Raw genomic sequence first — 19,485 nt, 5'->3', positions numbered from 1 at the left:
CTCACGTGTCCGAGAAGCCCGTTCTGGTCAAGTGCCTGGTCTGGGACCTGGACAACACCCTGTGGAAGGGCACCCTGCTGGAGGACGGCGAGGTGCACCTGCCCGAAGAGGTCCGCGCCGTGATCGCCGAGCTGGACCAGCGCGGCATCCTGCAGTCGGTGGCCAGCCGCAACGACCACGACCTGGCCTGGAAGCAGCTCGAGGCGCTCGGGGTGGCCGAGTACTTCCTGCACCCGCAGATCGGCTGGGGCAACAAGTCCGACTCGGTGCAGCGGATCGCCGACAAGCTCCAGTTCGCGCTGAAGACCATCGCCTTCGTCGACGACATGCCGAACGAGCGGGCCGAGGTCGAGTACCACCACCCCGAGGTACGCACCTACACCGAGGCCGACGTCCTGGCTCTGCTGGACCGCCCGGAGTTCAGCCCCGAGGTGGTCACCGTCGACGCCCGCCGCCGCCGGGAGATGTACCGCGCCAACGCCGCCCGCGACGAGGAGAAGTCCTCGTTCGACGGCCCCGACGAGGCATTCCTCAAGTCGCTCGAGCTGGTCATGCAGATCAAGCGGGCCGACGGCGAGGACCTCTCCCGGGTCGAGGAACTCACCCTGCGCACCAGCCAGATGAACGCCACCGGCGTGCACTACGGCGACGAGACGCTGCGCGGTCTGCTGTCCGACCCGCAGCACGAGGTCCTCACCATCACGCTGTCCGACCGGTTCGGCACCCACGGCGCGGTGGGCGTGCTGCTGCTGGAGCGTCACCCGCAGGTCTGGCACCTCAAGCTGCTGGCCACCTCCTGCCGCGTGGTCACCTTCGGCGCGGGCTCGGTGCTGCTGAACTGGCTGGTCGACCAGGCCGCCCGGGCCGGGGTGCACCTGGCCGCCGACTTCCGGGCCACCGACCGCAACCGGATGATGGAGATCGCCTACCGGTTCGCCGGTTTCACCTCGGACGAGTGCGAGTGCCTGAACGAGGTGCCGAAGGCCGGTGGCGACATCCAGTGCCTGCACCTGGTCACCGAGCGCCGTCCCGAGCCCACCACGATGCGGCTGACCTCACCCGACCTGGCTGCGGCGGGCATCGCCTAGTCACCTCCGGAAAGCCAGTGTCCTTCGCGGCGGCCGGCAGTCGGGTACCCACCCGACGGCCGCCCCCGCGAGCGGCCGTTCCGGTCTGAGCGTCATCCAGGGAGCACAGTCATGAGCCAGCCCGAGCAGCAGTCCTCGGTCCCCCTTGCCGTCGTCGGCATGGCCTGCCGTTACCCCGGCGGCGTCCGGTCACCCGAAGACCTCTGGCAGGTCGCGGTCTCCGGGCAGGAGGTCATCTCCGGCCTGCCCGGCGACCGGGGCTGGGACCTGGACTCCCTGGCTGAGACCAGCTACCTGGACCGCGGCGGTTTCCTCGACGACGTGGCCGGTTTCGACCCGGCCTTCTTCGGCATCTCCCCGCGTGAGGCCCTGGCCATGGACCCGCAGCAGCGGGTGCTGATGGAGGTCGCCTGGGAGGCCCTGGAACGGGCCGGGCTGGATCCGGTGGCCCTGCGCGGCAGCCGCACCGGCGTCTTCGTCGGCGCCGAGCCCCGCGAGTACGGCCCCTCGCTCTACAACGCCCCCGAGGCGATCGAGGCGCACCTGCTCACCGGCACCACCACCAGCGTGATGTCCGGCCGGATCGCCTACACCCTGGGCCTGAATGGGCCCGCCCTGACGGTCGACACCTCGGCCTCCAGTTCGCTGGTGGCCATCCACCTGGCCGCCCAGGCGCTGCGCCAGAGCGACACCTCGCTGGCGATCGCCGGTGGTGTGTCGGTGATGGCCACCCCGGGCAACTTCGTCGCGTTCAGCCGCCTGCGCGGCCTGGCCCCGGACGGCCGGGTCAAGGCCTTCTCGGCCGACGCCGACGGCACGGTCTGGTCCGAGGGCGCCGGTCTGCTGGTGCTGGAACGGCTGGAGGACGCGGTGCGCAACGGCCACCGCGTGCTCGCCGTGCTGCGCGGCACCGCGATCAACAACGACGGCGCGAGCACGGCGCTCACCGCGCCCAACGGCACCGCGCAGGAAGCCGTGATCCGCGACGCCCTGGCCGCCGCCGCACTGAGCGCCGCCGACATCGACGCGGTCGAGGCGCACGGCACCGGAACGCCTCTGGGCGACCGCACCGAGGCCCGCACGCTGCTGGCCACCTACGGCGCCGCCCGCCCGGCCGATCGTCCGGTGCACGTCGGTTCGGTGAAGTCGAACATCGGCCACACCCAGGCCGCCGCCGGGGTGGCCGGGGTGATCAAGACCGTGATGGCGCTGCGCCACGGGATGCTCCCCGCCTCGCTAAACATCAGCGACCCCACGCCGCACGTGGACTGGGCCGCCTCCGGGCTGAACCTGCTCACCCAGCCACAGGATTGGCCGCAGACCGGCCGCCCGCGCCGGGCCGGCGTGTCGTCGTTCGGTATCAGTGGCACCAACGCCCACGCGATCCTCGAAGAGGCCCCCACCCAGAGCGCGACCCCGAGCCAGATTGAAAACGTCGGTGGGCCTGGTTTGTTCGCAGGTGCGCCCGCCCCGGCCGCCTGGTTGCTCTCGGCCCGGTCGGAGGCCGCGCTGGCCGGCCAGGCCGCGCGACTGAGCGAGCACCTGGCCACGGCAGTGGCTCTCGAGCCGGCCTCGGTGGCCTGGTCGCTGGCCACCACCCGCACCGCCCACGAGCACCGCGCCGTCCTGATCACCAGCCGCCCGGACGCCTCGGTCACCACCGACCCCGCGGCCACGGCCGCCGTGGACACCGTCGAGGCCGTCGGGGCCACGAGCACGTCCTCCGGCTCGGGCAATCCGGACTCAGCGAACCTGCCGGGCGCAGCCGACCTGCTCGCCGACCTCGCGGCCGGTCGCCCCTCGCCCGCCATCGTGGCCGGCACCGCTCACTCCGCCACCGACCCCCGCGTCGTCTTCGTCTTCCCCGGCCAGGGCTCGCAGTGGCTCGGTATGGGGCGTGAGCTCGCCCAGTCGTCGCCCATTTTCGCGGCCAGGCTCACCGAGGCCGAACGTGCCCTCGCCCCCCACCTGGACTGGGACGGCGCCGCTCTCGATGACGTGCTGGCCGGTGCTGACAACGCGCCCAGCCTTGAGCGCGTCGACGTGGTCCAGCCCGCACTCTTCGCGGTCACCGTCGCCCTGGCTGCGCTCTGGCAGGAGTCCGGCGTCGCGCCCGCCGCGGTGGTCGGGCACAGCCAGGGCGAGATCGCCGCCGCCCACGTGGCCGGTCTGCTCACCCTGGAAGACGCGGCCCGCATCGTGGCCCGCCGCAGCCGAGTACTGCGGGCCCTGGCCGGGCGCGGAGGTATGCTCTCGATCGCCGAGTCGGCCGAGGCCGTCGCCGCCCGCATCGAGCCGTTCGCCGGGCAGGTCGCGATCGGCGTGATCAACAGCCCCGACGCCACCGTGGTCAGCGGTGACCCCGAGGCGCTGGCCCGGATCGCCGCCGGGTGCGAGCGCGACGAGGTCCGTCACCGCCTTCTACCGGTCGACTACGCCTCGCACAGCCCGCAGGTCGACGATGTGCGCCCGGAGCTGCTCGAGGAGCTTCGGGGGGTGCAGTCGCTGGGCGGCGGCACCACGATGGTCTCGTCGGTGACGGCCGAGCCGGTCGAGCTGCTGGACGCTGCCTACTGGGTCGAGAACCTGCGTCAGCCGGTGCGTTTCGCCGACGCGGTGGCCCGGCTGGAGAGCGACGGCTACGAGATCTTCGTCGAGATCTCCCCGCACCCGGTGCTGACCGGGCCGATCACCTCCACCATCGAGCACGCCCGGGCCGGCCGGGCCGCCCTGCGCCCGGCGCCCGTGGTCACCTCGACGCTGCGCCGCGAAGACGGTGGCGCCGAGCGATTCCTGACCTCGCTGGCCGAGGCCCACGTGCGGGGCGTGCCGGTCGACTGGGCCCGGGTGCTGCCCGCTGCCGCCCCCGTCGACCTGCCCACCTACGCCTTCGAGCACCAGCGGTTCTGGCTCGACCCGGCGAACCGGGGCGCCGACGTGCCGACGGTGCAAGCGTTCGAGACCGCCACCGTCGGCGGCATCCGCGAGCGCATCACCGGCCGCGCGGCGGGGGAGCAGGCCCAGCTCGTGCTGGAGCTGATCCAGGCCCACGCGGCGGCTCTGCTCGGCCTCGCCACCCCCGACGCGATCGACCCCGGACGCACCTTCAAGGACAGCGGGTTCGACTCGCTGGCCGGGGTCGAGCTGCGCAGCCGGCTGAACACCGCCACCGGTCTGACGCTGCCCACCACGCTGGTGTTCGACTACCCCACCCCGGCCGTCCTGGCCGGGTTCCTGCGCGCCCAGCTGCTGGGTGCCACCGAGCTCGCGCAGTCGCGCCCCGTTTCCACTGTGGCGGCGGCGATCGACGAGCCGGTTGCCATCGTTGCCATGAGCTGCCGTCTGCCCGGCGGCGTCCGGGACCCCGAGGGACTCTGGCAGCTGGTCTCCCAGGGGGTGGACGCGATCGGCGAGGCACCGGCCGACCGCGGCTGGGAACTCGAGGGGCAGGCCGCTCAGCGCGGTGGTTACCTGCCCGATGTCGCCGACTTCGACGCGGCCTTCTTCGGGGTCAGCCCGCGCGAGGCGCTGGCGATGGACCCGCAGCAGCGCCTGATGCTCGAGACCGCCTGGGAGGCCCTGGAGCGGGCCGGGATCGACATCCCGGGCCTGCGCGGCTCGGCCACCGGGGTGTACATCGGCGCCGCCTCGTCCGGCTACGGCGACGACGGCCCGGCCGACCTTCAGGGGCATCTGCGCACCGGTAGCGCCACCAGCGTGCTGTCCGGGCGGGTGGCCTACACGTTCGGGTTCGAGGGCCCCGCGGTCACGGTGGACACGGCCTGCTCCTCGTCGCTCGTCGCCCTGCACCTGGCCGCCTCGGCCCTGCGCAGCGGTGAGTGCGACCTGGCGCTGGCCGGTGGCGTCACCGTGCACGCCACCCCCTCGTGGCTGACCTGGTTCACCCGCCAGCAGGGGCTTTCCTCCGACGGGCGCTGCAAGGCGTTCGGGGCGGGCGCCGACGGCATGGGAATGGCCGAGGGCGCCGGCGTGATCGTGCTGGAACGACTCTCGGACGCCCGCCGACTGGGCCATGACGTGCTGGCCGTGGTGGCCGGCTCCGCAGTGAACCAGGACGGCGCCTCGAACGGCCTGACCGCCCCGAACGGGCCCTCGCAGCAGCGCGTGATCCGTGCGGCGCTGGCCGGAGCGGGCCTGGACGCGGCCGACGTGGACGCGGTGGAGGCGCACGGCACCGGCACCGGCCTGGGCGATCCGATCGAGGCGCAGGCGCTGATCGCGACCTACGGCTCGGCCCGCGACGCGGGGCACCCGCTGCTGCTGGGCACGATCAAGTCGAACATCGGGCACACCCAGTGGGCGGCGGGCGCGGCCGGGATCATCAAGACGGTCCTGGCCCTGCAGCACGCCGAACTGCCCCGCACCCTGCACGCCGACGAGCCCACCACGCACGTGGACTGGTCGGCGGGCACGGTGAAGCTGCTCACCGAGGCGGCCGCCTGGCCCGATCGTGGCCGGCCGCGGCGGGCCGGTGTCTCGTCGTTCGGCATCAGCGGCACCAACGCACACGTGATCCTGGAACAGGCTCCCGACCCGGTCGCAACCACGGTTGCCGAGGCGCCCGACGAGGCCCGACCGGTCACGGCCGGTTCCGGTGCCCCGGCCGCAGGCGTCGAGCAGGTCTCGGCCGGAGCGCCGAACGGCCGGGCGGCGGACCCTGCCGTACCCCTGATCATCTCGGCCCGCACCGCCGACGCCCTGCCGGCCCAGGCCCACCAGCTGGCTGAGTTCCTCGCGAACCGCCCTGCGGTCACCCCCGCCGACCTGGCCTGGTCGCTGGCCTCGGTGCGCACCGGTCTACCCGAGCGGGCCGTGGTCACCGGAGCCACCCGCGACGAGCTCATCAGTGGGCTCAGAGCTGTCGAACCCTCCGGCACCATCACCCAGGGCGCCGGGCTGCTCGGCTTCGTCTTCACCGGCCAGGGGGCTCAGCGCGTCGGCATGGCCCAGCAGCTGTACGCTGCCTTCCCGGTGTTCGCCGCCGCCTTCGACCAGGCCTGCGCCGCGCTGGACGAGCACCTGGCCCAGCCCGAGTCGCTGAAGAGCGTGCTCGACGGTCACGCCGGCCCGATCGACGACACCATGTGGGCCCAGACCGGACTGTTCGCCGTCGAAGTGGCGCTGTTCCGGCTGCTCGCCTCGTTCGGCGTCGAGCCGCAGGCCCTGGCCGGCCACTCGATCGGTGAACTGGCCGCCGCCCACGTGGCCGGCATCTGGAACCTGGACGACGCCGCGAAGGTGGTGGCCGCCCGCGGTCGGCTGATGCAGGCTCTGCCCCGCGGCGGGGCGATGCTGTCGGTGCGGGCGGGCGAGGCCGACGTGCTCGCCGCCATCGCCGACATCCCCGGCGTCGGTCTCGCGGCGGTCAACGCCGCCGAAGCGGTGGTGGTCTCGGGAACTGAGGACGCGGTGGCGTCGCTCGAGCGCGCACTCTCGGCCACCGATGTGCGAACCAGGCGGCTGCGGGTCTCGCACGCCTTCCACTCGGCCCTGATGGAGCCCATGCTCCAGGAGTTCGCGGCGGTGACGGCCTCCGTCTCCTACGCGCCCCCGCGCATCCCCATCGTCTCCACGCTCACCGGCGCACTGGCGTCCGAAGAACTGCTCGACCCGCTGTACTGGGTGCGGCAGGTGCGCGAGGCCGTCCGTTTCGCCGACGCCGTCACGGCCATGGAACGCATCGGCGTAAGGACTTTCGTCGAGATCGGTCCCGACGCCGTACTCACCTCCCTGGGCGCCGTTCACGGCGCGGGGGTGTGGATCCCGGCTCAGCGGCGCGACCGTGATCAGAGCGTCGCCGTCGTGGCGGCGATCGGCGCCCTGGGGGCTCGCGGCGTCGAGGTCGACTGGGCCGCCGTCCTCCCTGGGGCCCAGCGGGTTGCCCTGCCCACCTACGCCTTCACCCGGCAGCGGTTCTGGCTCTCGCCCCGCACCGGCGCCCGTCCCAAGGACAGTGGCCTGGGTGCCTCCGGTCACCCGTTGCTGGGCACCGTCGTGGAACTGCCCGCCAACGGCGGCCTGGTCCTGACCGGGCGCCTGTCCCGCAACGTGCCGCCCTGGCTGGCGGATCACGTCGTGGCCGGACGAGTCGTGGTGCCCGGGGCGGCGCTGGTCGAGATGGCGATCCGGGCCGGCGACGAGACCGGCTGCTCACGCCTGGCCGAGATGGTGATCCAGGCGCCGATGGTGGTGCCCGCCCGCGGCGGCATCCAGGTGCAGATCACCGTCGGGGAACCGGACGAGCGGGGCGAGCGGCCGCTGGCCATCCACTCCCGGCCCGAGGACGAGAGCGCGCCGTGGACCGAGCACGCCACCGGTGTGCTCGCCCAGGCCGAGAACGCTCAGACCGAAACCGCCCAGACCGAAACTGGCCGGATCGAAACCGCCCAGACTGAAACTGCCCAGGCCGAAACGGCAATGGCGGTCTGGCCGCCGGCCGGAGCAGTGGCCCAGGACATCGGCGGACTCTACGAGCGGCTGGCCGGTCTGGGCCTGCCCTACGGCCCGTCGTTCCAGGGGGTCCGGGCGGCCTGGCGGCGCGACACCGAGCTCTTCGTGGAGGTGGCGCTCGGAGCCGGTACCGAGGTCGAGGGCTACGGCCTGCACCCGGCGCTGCTGGACTCGGCGCTGCACCTGATCGCCGGGGAGGAGACCGCCCACCTGCCGTTCGCCTGGAACGACGTGGTGGTGCAGGCCACCGGCGCCTCGATGGCCCGGGTGCGCATCGCACCGGTGGCCGACGGTTTCGGGCTGACGCTGGCCGACGAGCAGGGTGCGACGATCGCCACGGTCGGCTCTCTGACGCTGCGGCCCCTGCCGGCCGGTGGACTGGCCGAGGACCCCCTGCTCGCCGAGGCGCTGCACCGGCTGACCTGGGTGCCCGTGCCCGACCGGGCCGAACCGACCGACGAGCAGGCCGTGCGCTTCGCCGTGCTGGGCGCCGACCGCAGCGCAGCCCCGTCCGATGCCCCCTCGTTCGTGGACGTGGCCGCAGTGGTGGCGGCCGTGGCCGACGGCGCCCCGGCACCCGACGCGCTGATCTTCCGGGTCGCCGAAAGCCCGCAACAGGCCGACGTTCCCGCGCGCGCACACGCCCTCACCGCGTCCGTACTCAAGACTTTGCAGGACTTCCTGAAGGCCGAGGAGCTGGCCGCTACCCGGCTGCTGGTGCTCACCGAACGGGCCGTCGACGCCGGTGCGGTGGCGGTCTCGCCCGCGGTGGCCGGGGTGGTCGGCCTGGTCCGGGTGGCCCAGTCCGAACAGCCCGGACGGGTCGTCCTGGCCGACCTGGACGATGCGCCCCCGGCGGACCTTCTCGCACAGGTCATGGCCTGCGGTGAGGCGCAGATCGCGGCGCGCGGCGGCCGGCTGCTGGCTCCGCGGCTGGCCCGGGTCGAGACCGGTCTGGCGGTGCCGGCCGGGGAGCCGAGCTGGCGGCTGAACGTCACCGAGCGCGGCACGCTGGAGAACGTGGCGCTCAAGCCCACCGACACCGATGGACGTCCGCTGGCCCCTCGGGAGGTCCGGGTGGCGCTGCGGGCGGCTGGGGTGAACTTCCGGGACGTGCTGAACGTGCTCGGCATGTACCCGGGCGATCCCGGGCTGCTGGGTCTCGAAGGCGCCGGTGTGGTGCTCGAGACCGGCCCGGAGGTGACTTCGGTCGCGGCCGGAGATGCCGTGATGGGCCTCTTCGAGGCTGCTTTCGCGCCGATCGCGATCGCCGACGAGCGGCTGCTGGCGCCGGTTCCGGACGGCTGGACGATGGCCGAGGCCGCTTCCGCGCCGGTGGTCTACCTGACCGCCTGGCACGCGCTGGTCTCGGTGGCCGGGCTGCAGGCGGGCGAGTCGGTGCTCATCCACGCCGCCGCCGGTGGTGTCGGCTCGGCGGCCGTGCAGGTGGCCCGCCATTTGGGCGCCGAGGTGTTCGGCACGGCCAGCCCGGGCAAGTGGCCGATGCTGCACGCGGCGGGTCTGGACCCGGACCACGTGGCCAGTTCCCGCACCCTGGAGTTCGAGGACGCGTTCGGCCGGGTCGATGTCGTCCTGGACTCCCTGGCCGGGGATTTCGTCGACGCATCGCTGCGGCTGGCGGCCGGGCCCCAGGGCCGCTTCGTGGAGATCGGCAAGACCGACGTCCGGGATCCGGACGAGGTGGCCCGCGCGCACGACGGTCTGGCCTACTCGGCGTTCGACCTGCTCGAGCTCGACCCCGGTGCGATCGCCCCGATGTTCCAGGCGCTTTCGGCGCTCTTCGCCGACGGTTCGCTGCGGCCGTTGCCGGTGGCGGCCTGGGACGTGCGGCAGGCGGTCGAGGCGTTCCGCTACCTGAGCCAGGCCCGCAACGTGGGCAAGGTCGTGCTCACGCTGCCCTCGCTCCGGCGTTCGGGAACCGTTCTGATCAGCGGAGTCTCCGGTGCGCTGGGCGGCCTGGTCGCCCGTCATCTGGTGGCTTCCGGGAACGCCGCACGACAGTACGTGCTGCTGTCACGCCGCGGCCCGGCTGCGCCCGGAACCGCAGCCCTGGTGGCCGATCTGGCCGCGCGCGGGGTGAATGTGCAGCTGCTCGCAGCCGACGTCGCCGACCGCAGCCAACTGGCGTCCGTGCTTGGTGCTCTTCCTGCTGCGGCCCCGCTGCGGACCGTGGTGCACGCGGCGGGCGTGCTCGACGACGGCGTCATCGCCGCGCTGACCCCCGAGCGACTGCAGGCGGTTCTGCAGCCCAAGGTGGACGGCGCGTGGAACCTGCACGCCCTCACCCGGGGTGCGGATCTGGATCATTTCGTGCTGTTCTCGTCGGTGGCGGGGCTCTGGGGCAACGCCGGTCAGGCCGGCTATGCAGCGGCCAACACCTTCCTCGACGCCCTGGCCGCAGCCCGCCGGGCGGAAGGCCTTCCGGCCACGTCGCTGGCCTGGGGCCCCTGGCAGCTGGAAGCCGCTCAAGGCGGCGGCATGGCCGACGCGCTCACCGACGCCGACTGGCAGCGTTTCGCCCGCCAGGGCCTCGCGCCGCACACCGCCACCGAAGGGCTGGCACTACTCGACTCCGCCCTGGGCCTGCCGCACGCCCTGCTGGTTCCTGCTCGTCTGGCGTTGCGGTCGGTCCGTGGCTCCCTGCCTGCGCTGCTTTCCGGCCTCACGTCCGGGCAGACCACCGTCTCTCGTACCCGGCGCGTGGCCGGCGCGGCGAGCGCAGGTGGCACTGGGCTGGCCGGGCGCCTGGCCTCGATGAGCGAGGCCGACCGTGACCGCACGGTGCTCGACCTGGTGCGGGCGCAGGCCGCCCTGGTGCTGGGAATGTCCGGGGTCGAGGCGGTCTCGCCGTCCGCCGCGTTCCGCGACCTGGGCATTGACTCGCTCACCGCCGTCGAGCTGCGCAACCGGCTGGGCTCGGTCACCGACCTGCGGCTGCCGGCCGGGGTGGTGTTCGACTACCCCACGCCGACTCTGCTCACCGGCTTCCTGCGGGCCCGGCTGATCCCCGAGGACGTGGTCGCGTCCTCGGCCCGCGAACTGGTCCCCACAGTCGCTCGCACCGAGGAGGACCAGCTGGTCATCGTCGGCATCGGCTGCCGCTTCCCCGGGGGCGTCGGCTCTTCCGGCGAGTTCTGGCAGCTGCTGGCCGACGGCGTGGACACCGTCTCCACCTTCCCGGCCGACCGCGGCCCCACCTGGGACGGGGTGTTCGAGGGCGAGAGCCCGCACACCCGCACCGGTGCCTTCCTGCACGACGCGGGCGACTTCGACGCCCAGTTCTTCGGCATCAGCCCCCGCGAGGCGCTGGCCATGGACCCGCAGCAGCGGCTGCTGCTGGAGACCTCCTGGCAGGCGCTGGAAGATGCGGGGATCGACCCGGGCTCGCTGCACGGCAGCGCCACCGGGGTCTTCGCCGGCCTGATCTACCACGACTACGCGGTCGGCGGGGTGATGCCCGAGGAGGTCCAGGGCTACCTGACCACCGGTGGCTCGGGCGGGGTGGCCTCCGGTCGCGTCGCCTACGCCCTGGGTCTGGAGGGACCCGCGGTCACCGTGGACACGGCCTGCTCCTCCTCTCTGGTGGCCCTGCACCTGGCCGCCCAGGCCCTGCGCTCGGGGGAGTGCGACCTGGCCCTGGCCGGTGGCGTCACCGTTATGGCCACGCCCGGAACGTTCCTGGAGTTCGCCCGGCAGCGGGGGCTCTCGAGCGACGGCCGCTGCAAGGCCTACGCCCAGGCCGCCGACGGCACCGGGTGGGGCGAGGGCGTGGGCATGCTGGTGGTCGAGCGCCTGTCGGACGCCCGGCGCAAGGGGCACCGGGTGCTGGCGGTGCTCGCCGGTACGGCGGTCAACCAGGACGGCGCTTCCAACGGCCTGACCGCGCCCAACGGCCCCTCGCAGCAGCGGGTGATCCAGTCGGCCCTGGCCGCCGCCGGTCTCTCGGCGGCTGACGTGGACGTGGTGGAGGGGCACGGCACCGGCACCCGGCTGGGCGACCCGATCGAGGCCGAGGCGCTGATCGCTACCTACGGGCAGGCCCGCGACGACCGCAACCCGGTACTGCTGGGCTCGGTGAAGTCGAACATCGGCCACACCCAGGCCGCGGCCGGGGTGGCCGGTGTGATCAAGATGATCGAGTCGATGGCGCACGGCACGGTCCCCGCCACCCTGCACGTGGACGAGCCGTCCGCACACGTGGAATGGGACGCCGGGGCGGTGCGTCTGGTCACCGAGTCCACGCCGTGGCCGGATCGACAGGAAACCGGCCGCCCGCGCCGGGCCGCCGTCTCCAGCTTCGGCTTCTCCGGCACCAACGCCCACGTCATCCTCGAGCAGGCGCCGGCCGAGGACACCGCCCGCCGGGCCACCGTCGTCCCCACCGCCGACGGCTCCGCCGAGTCGGTCGTGGCGATGCCGGTGATCCCCTGGACGATCTCCGCCCGGGGCCGCGACAGCCTGGCCGCCCAGGCCCTCCGGCTGCGCGAGCACCTGCACGGACAGCCCGAACTCGACCCGCTGGACGTCGGCTGGTCGCTGGCCACCGCCCGGGCCCACCTGCCCGAGCGCGCGGTGCTCACCGGTAGCTCCCGCGACGAACTGCTCACCCGCCTGGACGAGCTGATCGCCGGCCCGGCCGGTGAGGGCGCCGTCGGCGGTGACCAGATCGCCTTCGTGTTCACCGGTCAGGGCGCGCAGCGGGCCGGCATGGGCCAGCAGCTTTACCAGGTGTACCCGGTGTACGCGAGGGCCTTCGACGAGGTCTGCGCGGCGCTGGAGGAGCACCTGGGCGGGCCGGGCTCGCTGCGGGACGTGCTCCTGGCCGGCGAGCAGATCGACCAGACGCAGTGGGCCCAGGCCGGGCTGTTCGCGCTCGAGGTGGCGCTGTTCCGGCTGCTGGAGTCCTGGGGCGTTCAGCCCTCGGCCGTGGCCGGCCACTCGATCGGTGAGCTGGCCGCCGCGCACGTGGCCGGGGTCTGGTCGCTGGCCGACGCGGCCGTGGTGGTCGCGGCCCGGGGCCGGCTGATGCAGGCACTGCCCTCCGGCGGCGCCATGCTCTCGGTGCGGGCCGGCGAGGACGACGTGCGGCTGCTGACCGCCGGTATCGACGCGCAGTTCGACGGGCTGAGCATCGCCGCGGTCAACGCCCCCGACGCGGTGGTGCTGTCCGGCCCGCAGGAGGCCGTCGCCGCCGCCGAGGAACACCTGAGCGCGCAGAACCTGCGGGTGCGCCGGCTGCGGGTCTCGCACGCCTTCCACTCGGCCCTGATGGAACCGATGCTGGCCGAGTTCGCGGCCGTCACCGCATCGGTCACCTACGCCGCGCCGCGCATCCCGCTGGTCTCCACCCTGACCGGGCTGCCCGCCGGGCCGGAACTGCTCGACCCGGCGTACTGGGTGCGCCAGGTGCGCGAGGCCGTGCGCTTCTCTGACGCCGTCACCGCCCTGCGCGACCTCGGGGTGCGCACCTTCGTCGAGATCGGCCCCGACGGCGTGCTCTCCGGCCTGGGTGCCGGGTTCGCCGCCGAGAACGAGGCCTGGATCCCGGCACTGCGCCGCGACCGCGACGAACCGAAGACCCTGGTCTCGGCCCTCGGCGCCGTGCACACGCGGGGCGGGCTCGTGGACTGGTCGGTGCTCTTCGCCGGCACCGGCGCCCGCCGGGTCACCCTGCCGCCCTACGCCTTCACCCGGCAGCGCTACTGGCTCGAGGCCGGAAGCGGCGCGGCCGACGCGGTCGGGCTGGGACAGGTCGGCGCCGCGCACCCGTTGCTGGGCGCGAGCACCACCATTGCCGCCGGCGGCGTGCTGCTGACCGGCCGCCTGTCGCTGCGCTCGCAGCCCTGGCTGGGCGAGCACGTGGTGGCCGGGCAGGTGGTCGTGCCCGGCGCCGCGCTGGTCGAGATGGCCGTGCGGGCCGGGGACGAGACCGGCCAGACCCGGGTGGCGGAGCTGGTGGTCGAGACCCCGCTGATCCTGCCGCCGGACAACGTGATGGCCGGCACTCGCGTGCAGGTCACGGTCGAGCCTGCGGACGACAACGGCCGCAGCGCCCTGGCCATCCACTCCCAGCCCGAGGGACGCACCGGCGCCTGGACCCGTCACGCCACCGGTGTGCTCGCGGTGCCGGACGACGTTCCGGCCCCGGCCCGGCTCACCGAATGGCCTCCGGCCGGTGCGGCCGAGACCGACCTGGACAACTTCTACGCCGACCTCGCCACCACCGGCCTGAGCTACGGCTCCCTGTTCCAGGGAGTGCGGCGCGGCTGGCGGCGCGGTGACGAGCTGTTCGCCGAGGTGGCTCTGCCCGAGCAGGCCCAGCTCGACGGATTCGCCCTGCACCCGGCCCTGCTCGACGCCTCGCTGCACCTGCTCGGCACCTCCGGGCAGCCCGGCGAAGGCCCACTGCTGCCGTTCGCCTGGACCGACGTGATGGTCCACGCCACCGGTGCGGACACCGTGCGGGTGCGTCTGGCCCCAGCCGCAGAGGGCTTCTCGGTCACCCTGGCCGACGAGAACGGTGACATCGTCGCCTCGGTCGCCTCGCTCGTCCTGCGCGCCCTCCCGGCCGACGGCCTGACCGGCGACAAGGCCGGTCAGGACTCGCTGTACGAGGTGAGCTGGGTGCCCGTGCGGGCTGCCGCAGCCGTCGCCGAGCGCACCTGGGCCGTGGTGGGCACCGACCTGCCGGGCTCGGAAGCGGTGCAGAGCTACGAGAGCCTGGCGCAGTTCGAAGCCGCCCTGGCCCACGGCGCCCCGGCACCGGACGTGGTCGTCGTAGCCGCCCACCCGAGCGCCCGCCCCGACGTTGCAGAGGTCGCCCACGACACTGCCGCCGAGCTGCTTTCCCGACTCCAGACCTGGCTGAGCACCGAGGCCTTCGGCGAGTCGCAGCTGCTGATCCTCACCGACCACGCACTTGACGCCGGGCCGGGCGCCGTTCCCGACCCCGCCGCGTCCACCGTTGTGGGTCTGGTCCGGGTGGCCTCGGCCGAGAACCCGGGCCGCCTCGTCCTGGCCGACCTCGACGGCACGCCGGAAGTCTTCGGCCTGCTGCAGGCCGGGATCGATGCGGGCGAGCCCGAATTCGCGGTTCGTCAAGGCGAGTTGCGCGTGCCGCGACTGACCCGACCGACTCAGCCCCTCGCCGTGCCCAGTTCCGAAAACAAGAATTGGCGGCTGGACTTCACCGCCCGCGGCACCCTGGAGAACCTCACCCTCGCCCCGGTCGAGACCAGCAACGTCCTGGCCCCGGGCCAGGTCCGGGTCGGCCTGCGGGCAGCCGGCGTGAACTTCCGCGACGTACTCAACGTGCTCGGCATGTACCCCGGCGACGCCGGGCAGCTCGGTCTCGAAGGGGCCGGCGTGGTGCTGGAGGTGGCGGACGGCGTCACCCGCCTGCAGCCCGGCGACCACGTGATGGGCCTCTTCACGGCCGCTTTCGGCCCCGAAGTGGTGACCGACGAACGTCTTCTGGTCGCCGTGCCCAACGGCTGGAGCCTGACCGAGGCGGCGGCCGCGCCCGTCGTCTATCTCACCGCCTACTACGCCTTGGTCGATCTGGCCGGGCTGGGCAGCGGTGAGCGCATCCTGATCCACGCGGCCGCTGGTGGGGTCGGCATCGCCGCCGTGCAGCTGGCCCGCTACCTGGGTGCTGAAGTGTTCGGTACCGCCAGCACCCCGAAATGGCAGACCCTGCGCGAACTCGGCCTGCCCGCCACCCACATCGCCTCCTCCCGCACCCTGGAGTTCGAAGACGCGTTCCGCGCGGTCACCGGGGGAGCCGGGGTCGACGTGGTGCTCGACTCCCTGGCCGGTGAGTTCGTCGACGCCTCGGCCCGGCTGGCCGCGGGCGGCCGGTTCGTCGAGATGGGCAAGACCGACGTGCGCGACCCGGAGGTGATGGCCGCCGCGCACGACGGGCTGCAGTACTGCTCGTTCGACCTGCTCGACACCAGCCCGGACCGGATCGCGCAGATGTTCGCCGCGCTGTCCGAGCTGTTCGCGGCCGGCGTCCTCACTCCGCTGCCGGTGGCCACCTGGGACGTGCGCCGGGCCCCGGAAGCCTTCCGTCACCTGAGCCAGGCCCGCAACGTGGGCAAGGTCGTCCTGACCATCCCGGCCGTCACCACGGCCCCCGGAACCGTCCTGATCACGGGTGCTTCCGGCGCCCTGGGCGGGATCGTGGCCCGCGACCTGGCCCGGAGGGGCGAGGCCGAGGCCCTGGTACTGCTCTCGCGCCGCGGCCCGGCGGCGCCCGGACTACCCGCTCTCGCCGCCGATCTCGCCGAGCTCGGGGCGGACGTGCAGGTGGTGGCGGCCGACGTCGCCGACCGTGCCCACCTCGGAAACGTCCTGGCCTCCACCCCCGATCTGCGGGGCGTGTTCCACGCGGCCGGTGTGCTCGACGACGGCGTGCTCGGCGCCCAGACCGCGCAGCGTCTGCACGCGGTGCTGCGGCCGAAGGCCGACGGGGCCTGGCACCTGCACGAACTCACCCTGGACCGGGACCTACGGCACTTCGTGCTGTTCTCCAGCATCGCGGGCCTGTGGGGCAACCCCGGGCAGGCCAACTACGCCGCCGCCAACACCTTCCTCGACGCGCTGGCCGCCCACCGCCGCTCGCGCGGCCTGGCTGCCCAGTCGCTGGCCTGGGGCCCGTGGTCGGCCGAGGGCGCCGGAGGCATGACCTCGGCCCTGGCCCAGGCCGACTGGGAACGGCTCAGCCGCTCCGGCACCGTGCCGCTGGCCAACGAGGAGGGCCTGGCCCTGCTCGCCGCCGCGGACGCGTTCGCCCGGCCCGCGCTGGTGCCCGTGCACCTGGACACGGTGGCGCTGGAGGCCCAGGAGAGCATCGCCCCCCTGCTGTCGTCGGTGGTCAGAAGGGCGGCCCGGCGCAAGGTCGGCGCCCCGGCCCGGGCCGGCGGCAACGCGCTGGCCGACCTGCTCGCCGCGCTGCCCGAGACCGAGCACGAACCGGCCCTGCTGGAAGTGGTCCACACCCAGACCGCACTGGTCCTCGGGTTGCCCGGAGCCGACGCGATCCAGGCCGGCGACACCTTCAAGGACCTGGGCATCGACTCGCTGACGGCGCTGGAACTGCGCAACCGGGTCAACGAGGTCACCGGTCTGCGGATGCCGGCCACCCTGGTCTTCGACTACCCCACGCCCACCGTGCTGGCCGCGCACCTGCGCGCCGAGATCGTCGGCCGGGCGAGTTCCGTCCCGGCCGGCCCGGCCGTGCCGGCCGGGGCCCGGGCCGCGGTGGCCGGGGACGAACTGGTGATCGTCGGGATCGGCTGCCGCTTCCCCGGCGGGGCCGGCTCGGCCCAGGAGTTCTGGAACCTGCTGGCCGAGGGGCAGGACGCGGTCGGCGGTTTCCCGGTCGACCGGGGCCCGCAGTGGGCCGGGGTGGTCGACCACGACCCGGACGCCGGTGGCAAGAGCTACGCCGCCGAGGGCGGATTCCTCTACGACGCCGGTGACTTCGACGCCCGCTTCTTCGGCATCAACGCCCGCGAGGCGCTGGCCATGGACCCGCAGCAGCGGCTGCTGCTGGAGACCTCCTGGGAGGCCCTGGAAGACGCCGGCATCGACCCCAGTGGGCTGCAGGGCAGCGACACCGGGGTCTTCGCCGGCCTGATCTACCACGACTACGGCGTGGGCGGCAGCACCCCGGACGAGGTCGAGGGCTACCTGAGCACCGGCACCTCCGGCGGTGTCGCCTCCGGCCGGGTGGCCTACGCGCTCGGGCTCGAGGGCCCCGCCGTCACGGTGGACACGGCCTGCTCGTCGTCGCTGGTCGCCCTGCACCTGGCGGCCCAGGCCCTGCGGGCCGGGGACTGCACGCTGGCCCTGGCCGGTGGGGTCACGGTGATGGCCACGCCCGGCACCTTCGTGGAGTTCTCCCGCCAGCGCGGCCTCGCGGCCGACGGCCGCTGCAAGGCCTACGCCGATGCCGCCGACGGCACCGGCTGGGGTGAAGGCGTGGGTGTCCTGGTGCTGGAGAAGCTTTCGGACGCCCGCCGCAACGGACATCGGATCCTCGCGGTTCTGCGGGGGTCGGCAATGAACCAGGACGGCGCCTCCAACGGCCTCACGGCACCCAACGGGCCCTCGCAGCAACGCGTCATCCGCGCCGCCCTGGCCTCGGCCGGGCTGGGTGTGGCAGACGTGGACGTGGTCGAGGGCCACGGCACCGGCACCCGGCTGGGCGACCCGATCGAGGCGCAGGCGCTGCTGGCCACCTACGGGCAACGCAGTCAGGAACGGCATGGGGCTGCTCCGCTGCTGCTGGGCTCGGTGAAGTCGAACATCGGCCACACCCAGGCCGCCGCGGGCGTCGCCGGGATCATCAAGATGATCCAGGCCATGCAGCACGGCATCGTCCCGGCCACCCTGCACGTGGACGCACCCAGCTCGCACGTGGACTGGGAGACCGGCGCCGTGCAGCTGGTCACCGAGCCGACCGCCTGGCCGGCCACCGGCCGTCCCCGCCGGGCCGGCATCTCGTCGTTCGGGTTCTCCGGCACCAACGCCCACGTGATCATCGAACAGGCGCCGCCGGTGCCCGAGCCGGAGGTGACGCGCGCCCCGATGCCGGTCGTGCCCTGGCTCGTGTCCGGTCGTGGCCCGGCCGGTCTGGCCGCCCAGGCCGCCCGGCTGGCCGACGCCCTGCCCGAGAAGCTCACCCCCGAGCACGCTGTCGACCTGGGCTGGTCGCTGACCACCCAGCGCCCCGACCTGACCCACCGCGCGGTCGTGCTCGGCCGCACCCCCGGCGAACTCGCCGAGGCGCTGCGGGACCTGGACGGGAAGGCGATCACCGGCCTGGCCGGGACGGTGGGCAAGACCGGGTTCGTCTTCACCGGCCAGGGCGCCCAGCGCCTGGGCATGGGGCAGGAGCTGTACGCCGCCCACCCGGTGTTCGCCGACGCCTTCGACGCGGTCTGCGCGGGCCTGGAGGAACACCTCGACCAGGCCGGTCTGACGCTGAAGACGGTGATCGGCGGCGAAGGTTCGCTGGACGACACGGTCTGGGCCCAGGCCGGGCTGTTCGCGCTCGAGGTGGCCCTGTTCCGGCTGCTGGAGTCGTGGGGAGTCAGGCCCGCGGTGATGGCCGGGCACTCGATCGGTGAACTGGCGGCGGCGCACGTGGCCGGGGTGTGGTCGCTGGCCGACGCCTGCGCCGTGGTCGCCGCTCGCGGCCGGCTGATGCAGGCCCTGCCCTCCGGCGGCGCCATGCTGGCCGTCGCCCTGCCGGAAAGTGCCGTGCTGGAACGGATCGCCGACTTCGACGGAATCGGTGTCGCAGCCGTCAACGGCCCGGCCGCGGTGGTCGTCTCCGGCGCCGCCGACCAGGTCGAGGCGCTCGCGGGCGAACTGGAGAAGGACGAGGTGCGGATCCGCCGGCTGCGGGTCTCCCACGCCTTCCACTCCGCACTGATGGAGCCGATGCTGGCCGAGTTCGCGAAGGTGACCCGCTCGGTCTCCTACGCCGTGCCGCGGATCCCGCTGGTCTCCACGCTCACCGGCGAACCGGTCACCGGGGCGGTGCTGGAGCCCGGCTACTGGGTGCGGCAGGTGCGGGAGGCGGTGCGCTTCGACGACGCGGTGAACGCGCTGCGCGAGTCCGGGGTGCGCACGTTCGTCGAGCTGGGCCCGGACGGGGTGCTCACCGGGCTGGGCTCGCAGACCGAGGCGGAGGGCGAGCTGTGGGTGCCCACCCTGCGACGCGACCGCGACGAGGCGATGACGCTGCTGAGCGCGCTCGCCCACGTGCACGTGCGCGGCGGCGACGTGGACTGGGCCAGCGTCTTCGCCGGCACCGGTGCGCAGCGGGTGGCCTTGCCCACCCGCGCCTTCGTACGACAGACCTACTGGCTCACCCCCGACACCGGCCGGC

1 protein-coding gene and 1 pseudogene are annotated in these 19,485 nt (G+C 73.7%); both read left to right on the top strand.

Annotated features, from left to right (window positions below; all coding sequences use genetic code 11):
* Positions 1-5: 5 nt before the first annotated feature.
* The gene (locus QSK18_RS17665; RefSeq protein WP_285620555.1) at positions 6-1,088 is read left to right on the top strand and encodes an HAD-IIIC family phosphatase; all 1,083 of its coding nucleotides are present in this window, start codon (positions 6-8) and stop codon (positions 1,086-1,088) included.
* Between the two features lie 141 nt (positions 1,089-1,229).
* Positions 1,230-19,472: pseudogene (locus QSK18_RS17660) on the top strand (SDR family NAD(P)-dependent oxidoreductase); the annotation flags it as partial.
* Positions 19,473-19,485 lie beyond the last annotated feature (13 nt).

The sequence above is a fragment of the Kineosporia sp. NBRC 101677 genome (genome assembly GCF_030269265.1).
In the GTDB taxonomy this organism is placed as follows: Bacteria; Actinomycetota; Actinomycetes; order Actinomycetales; family Kineosporiaceae; genus Kineosporia; species Kineosporia rhizophila.
The sequence above is the reverse complement of the archived record's forward strand: the minus strand, read 5'-3'. Positions and strand labels throughout refer to the sequence as shown.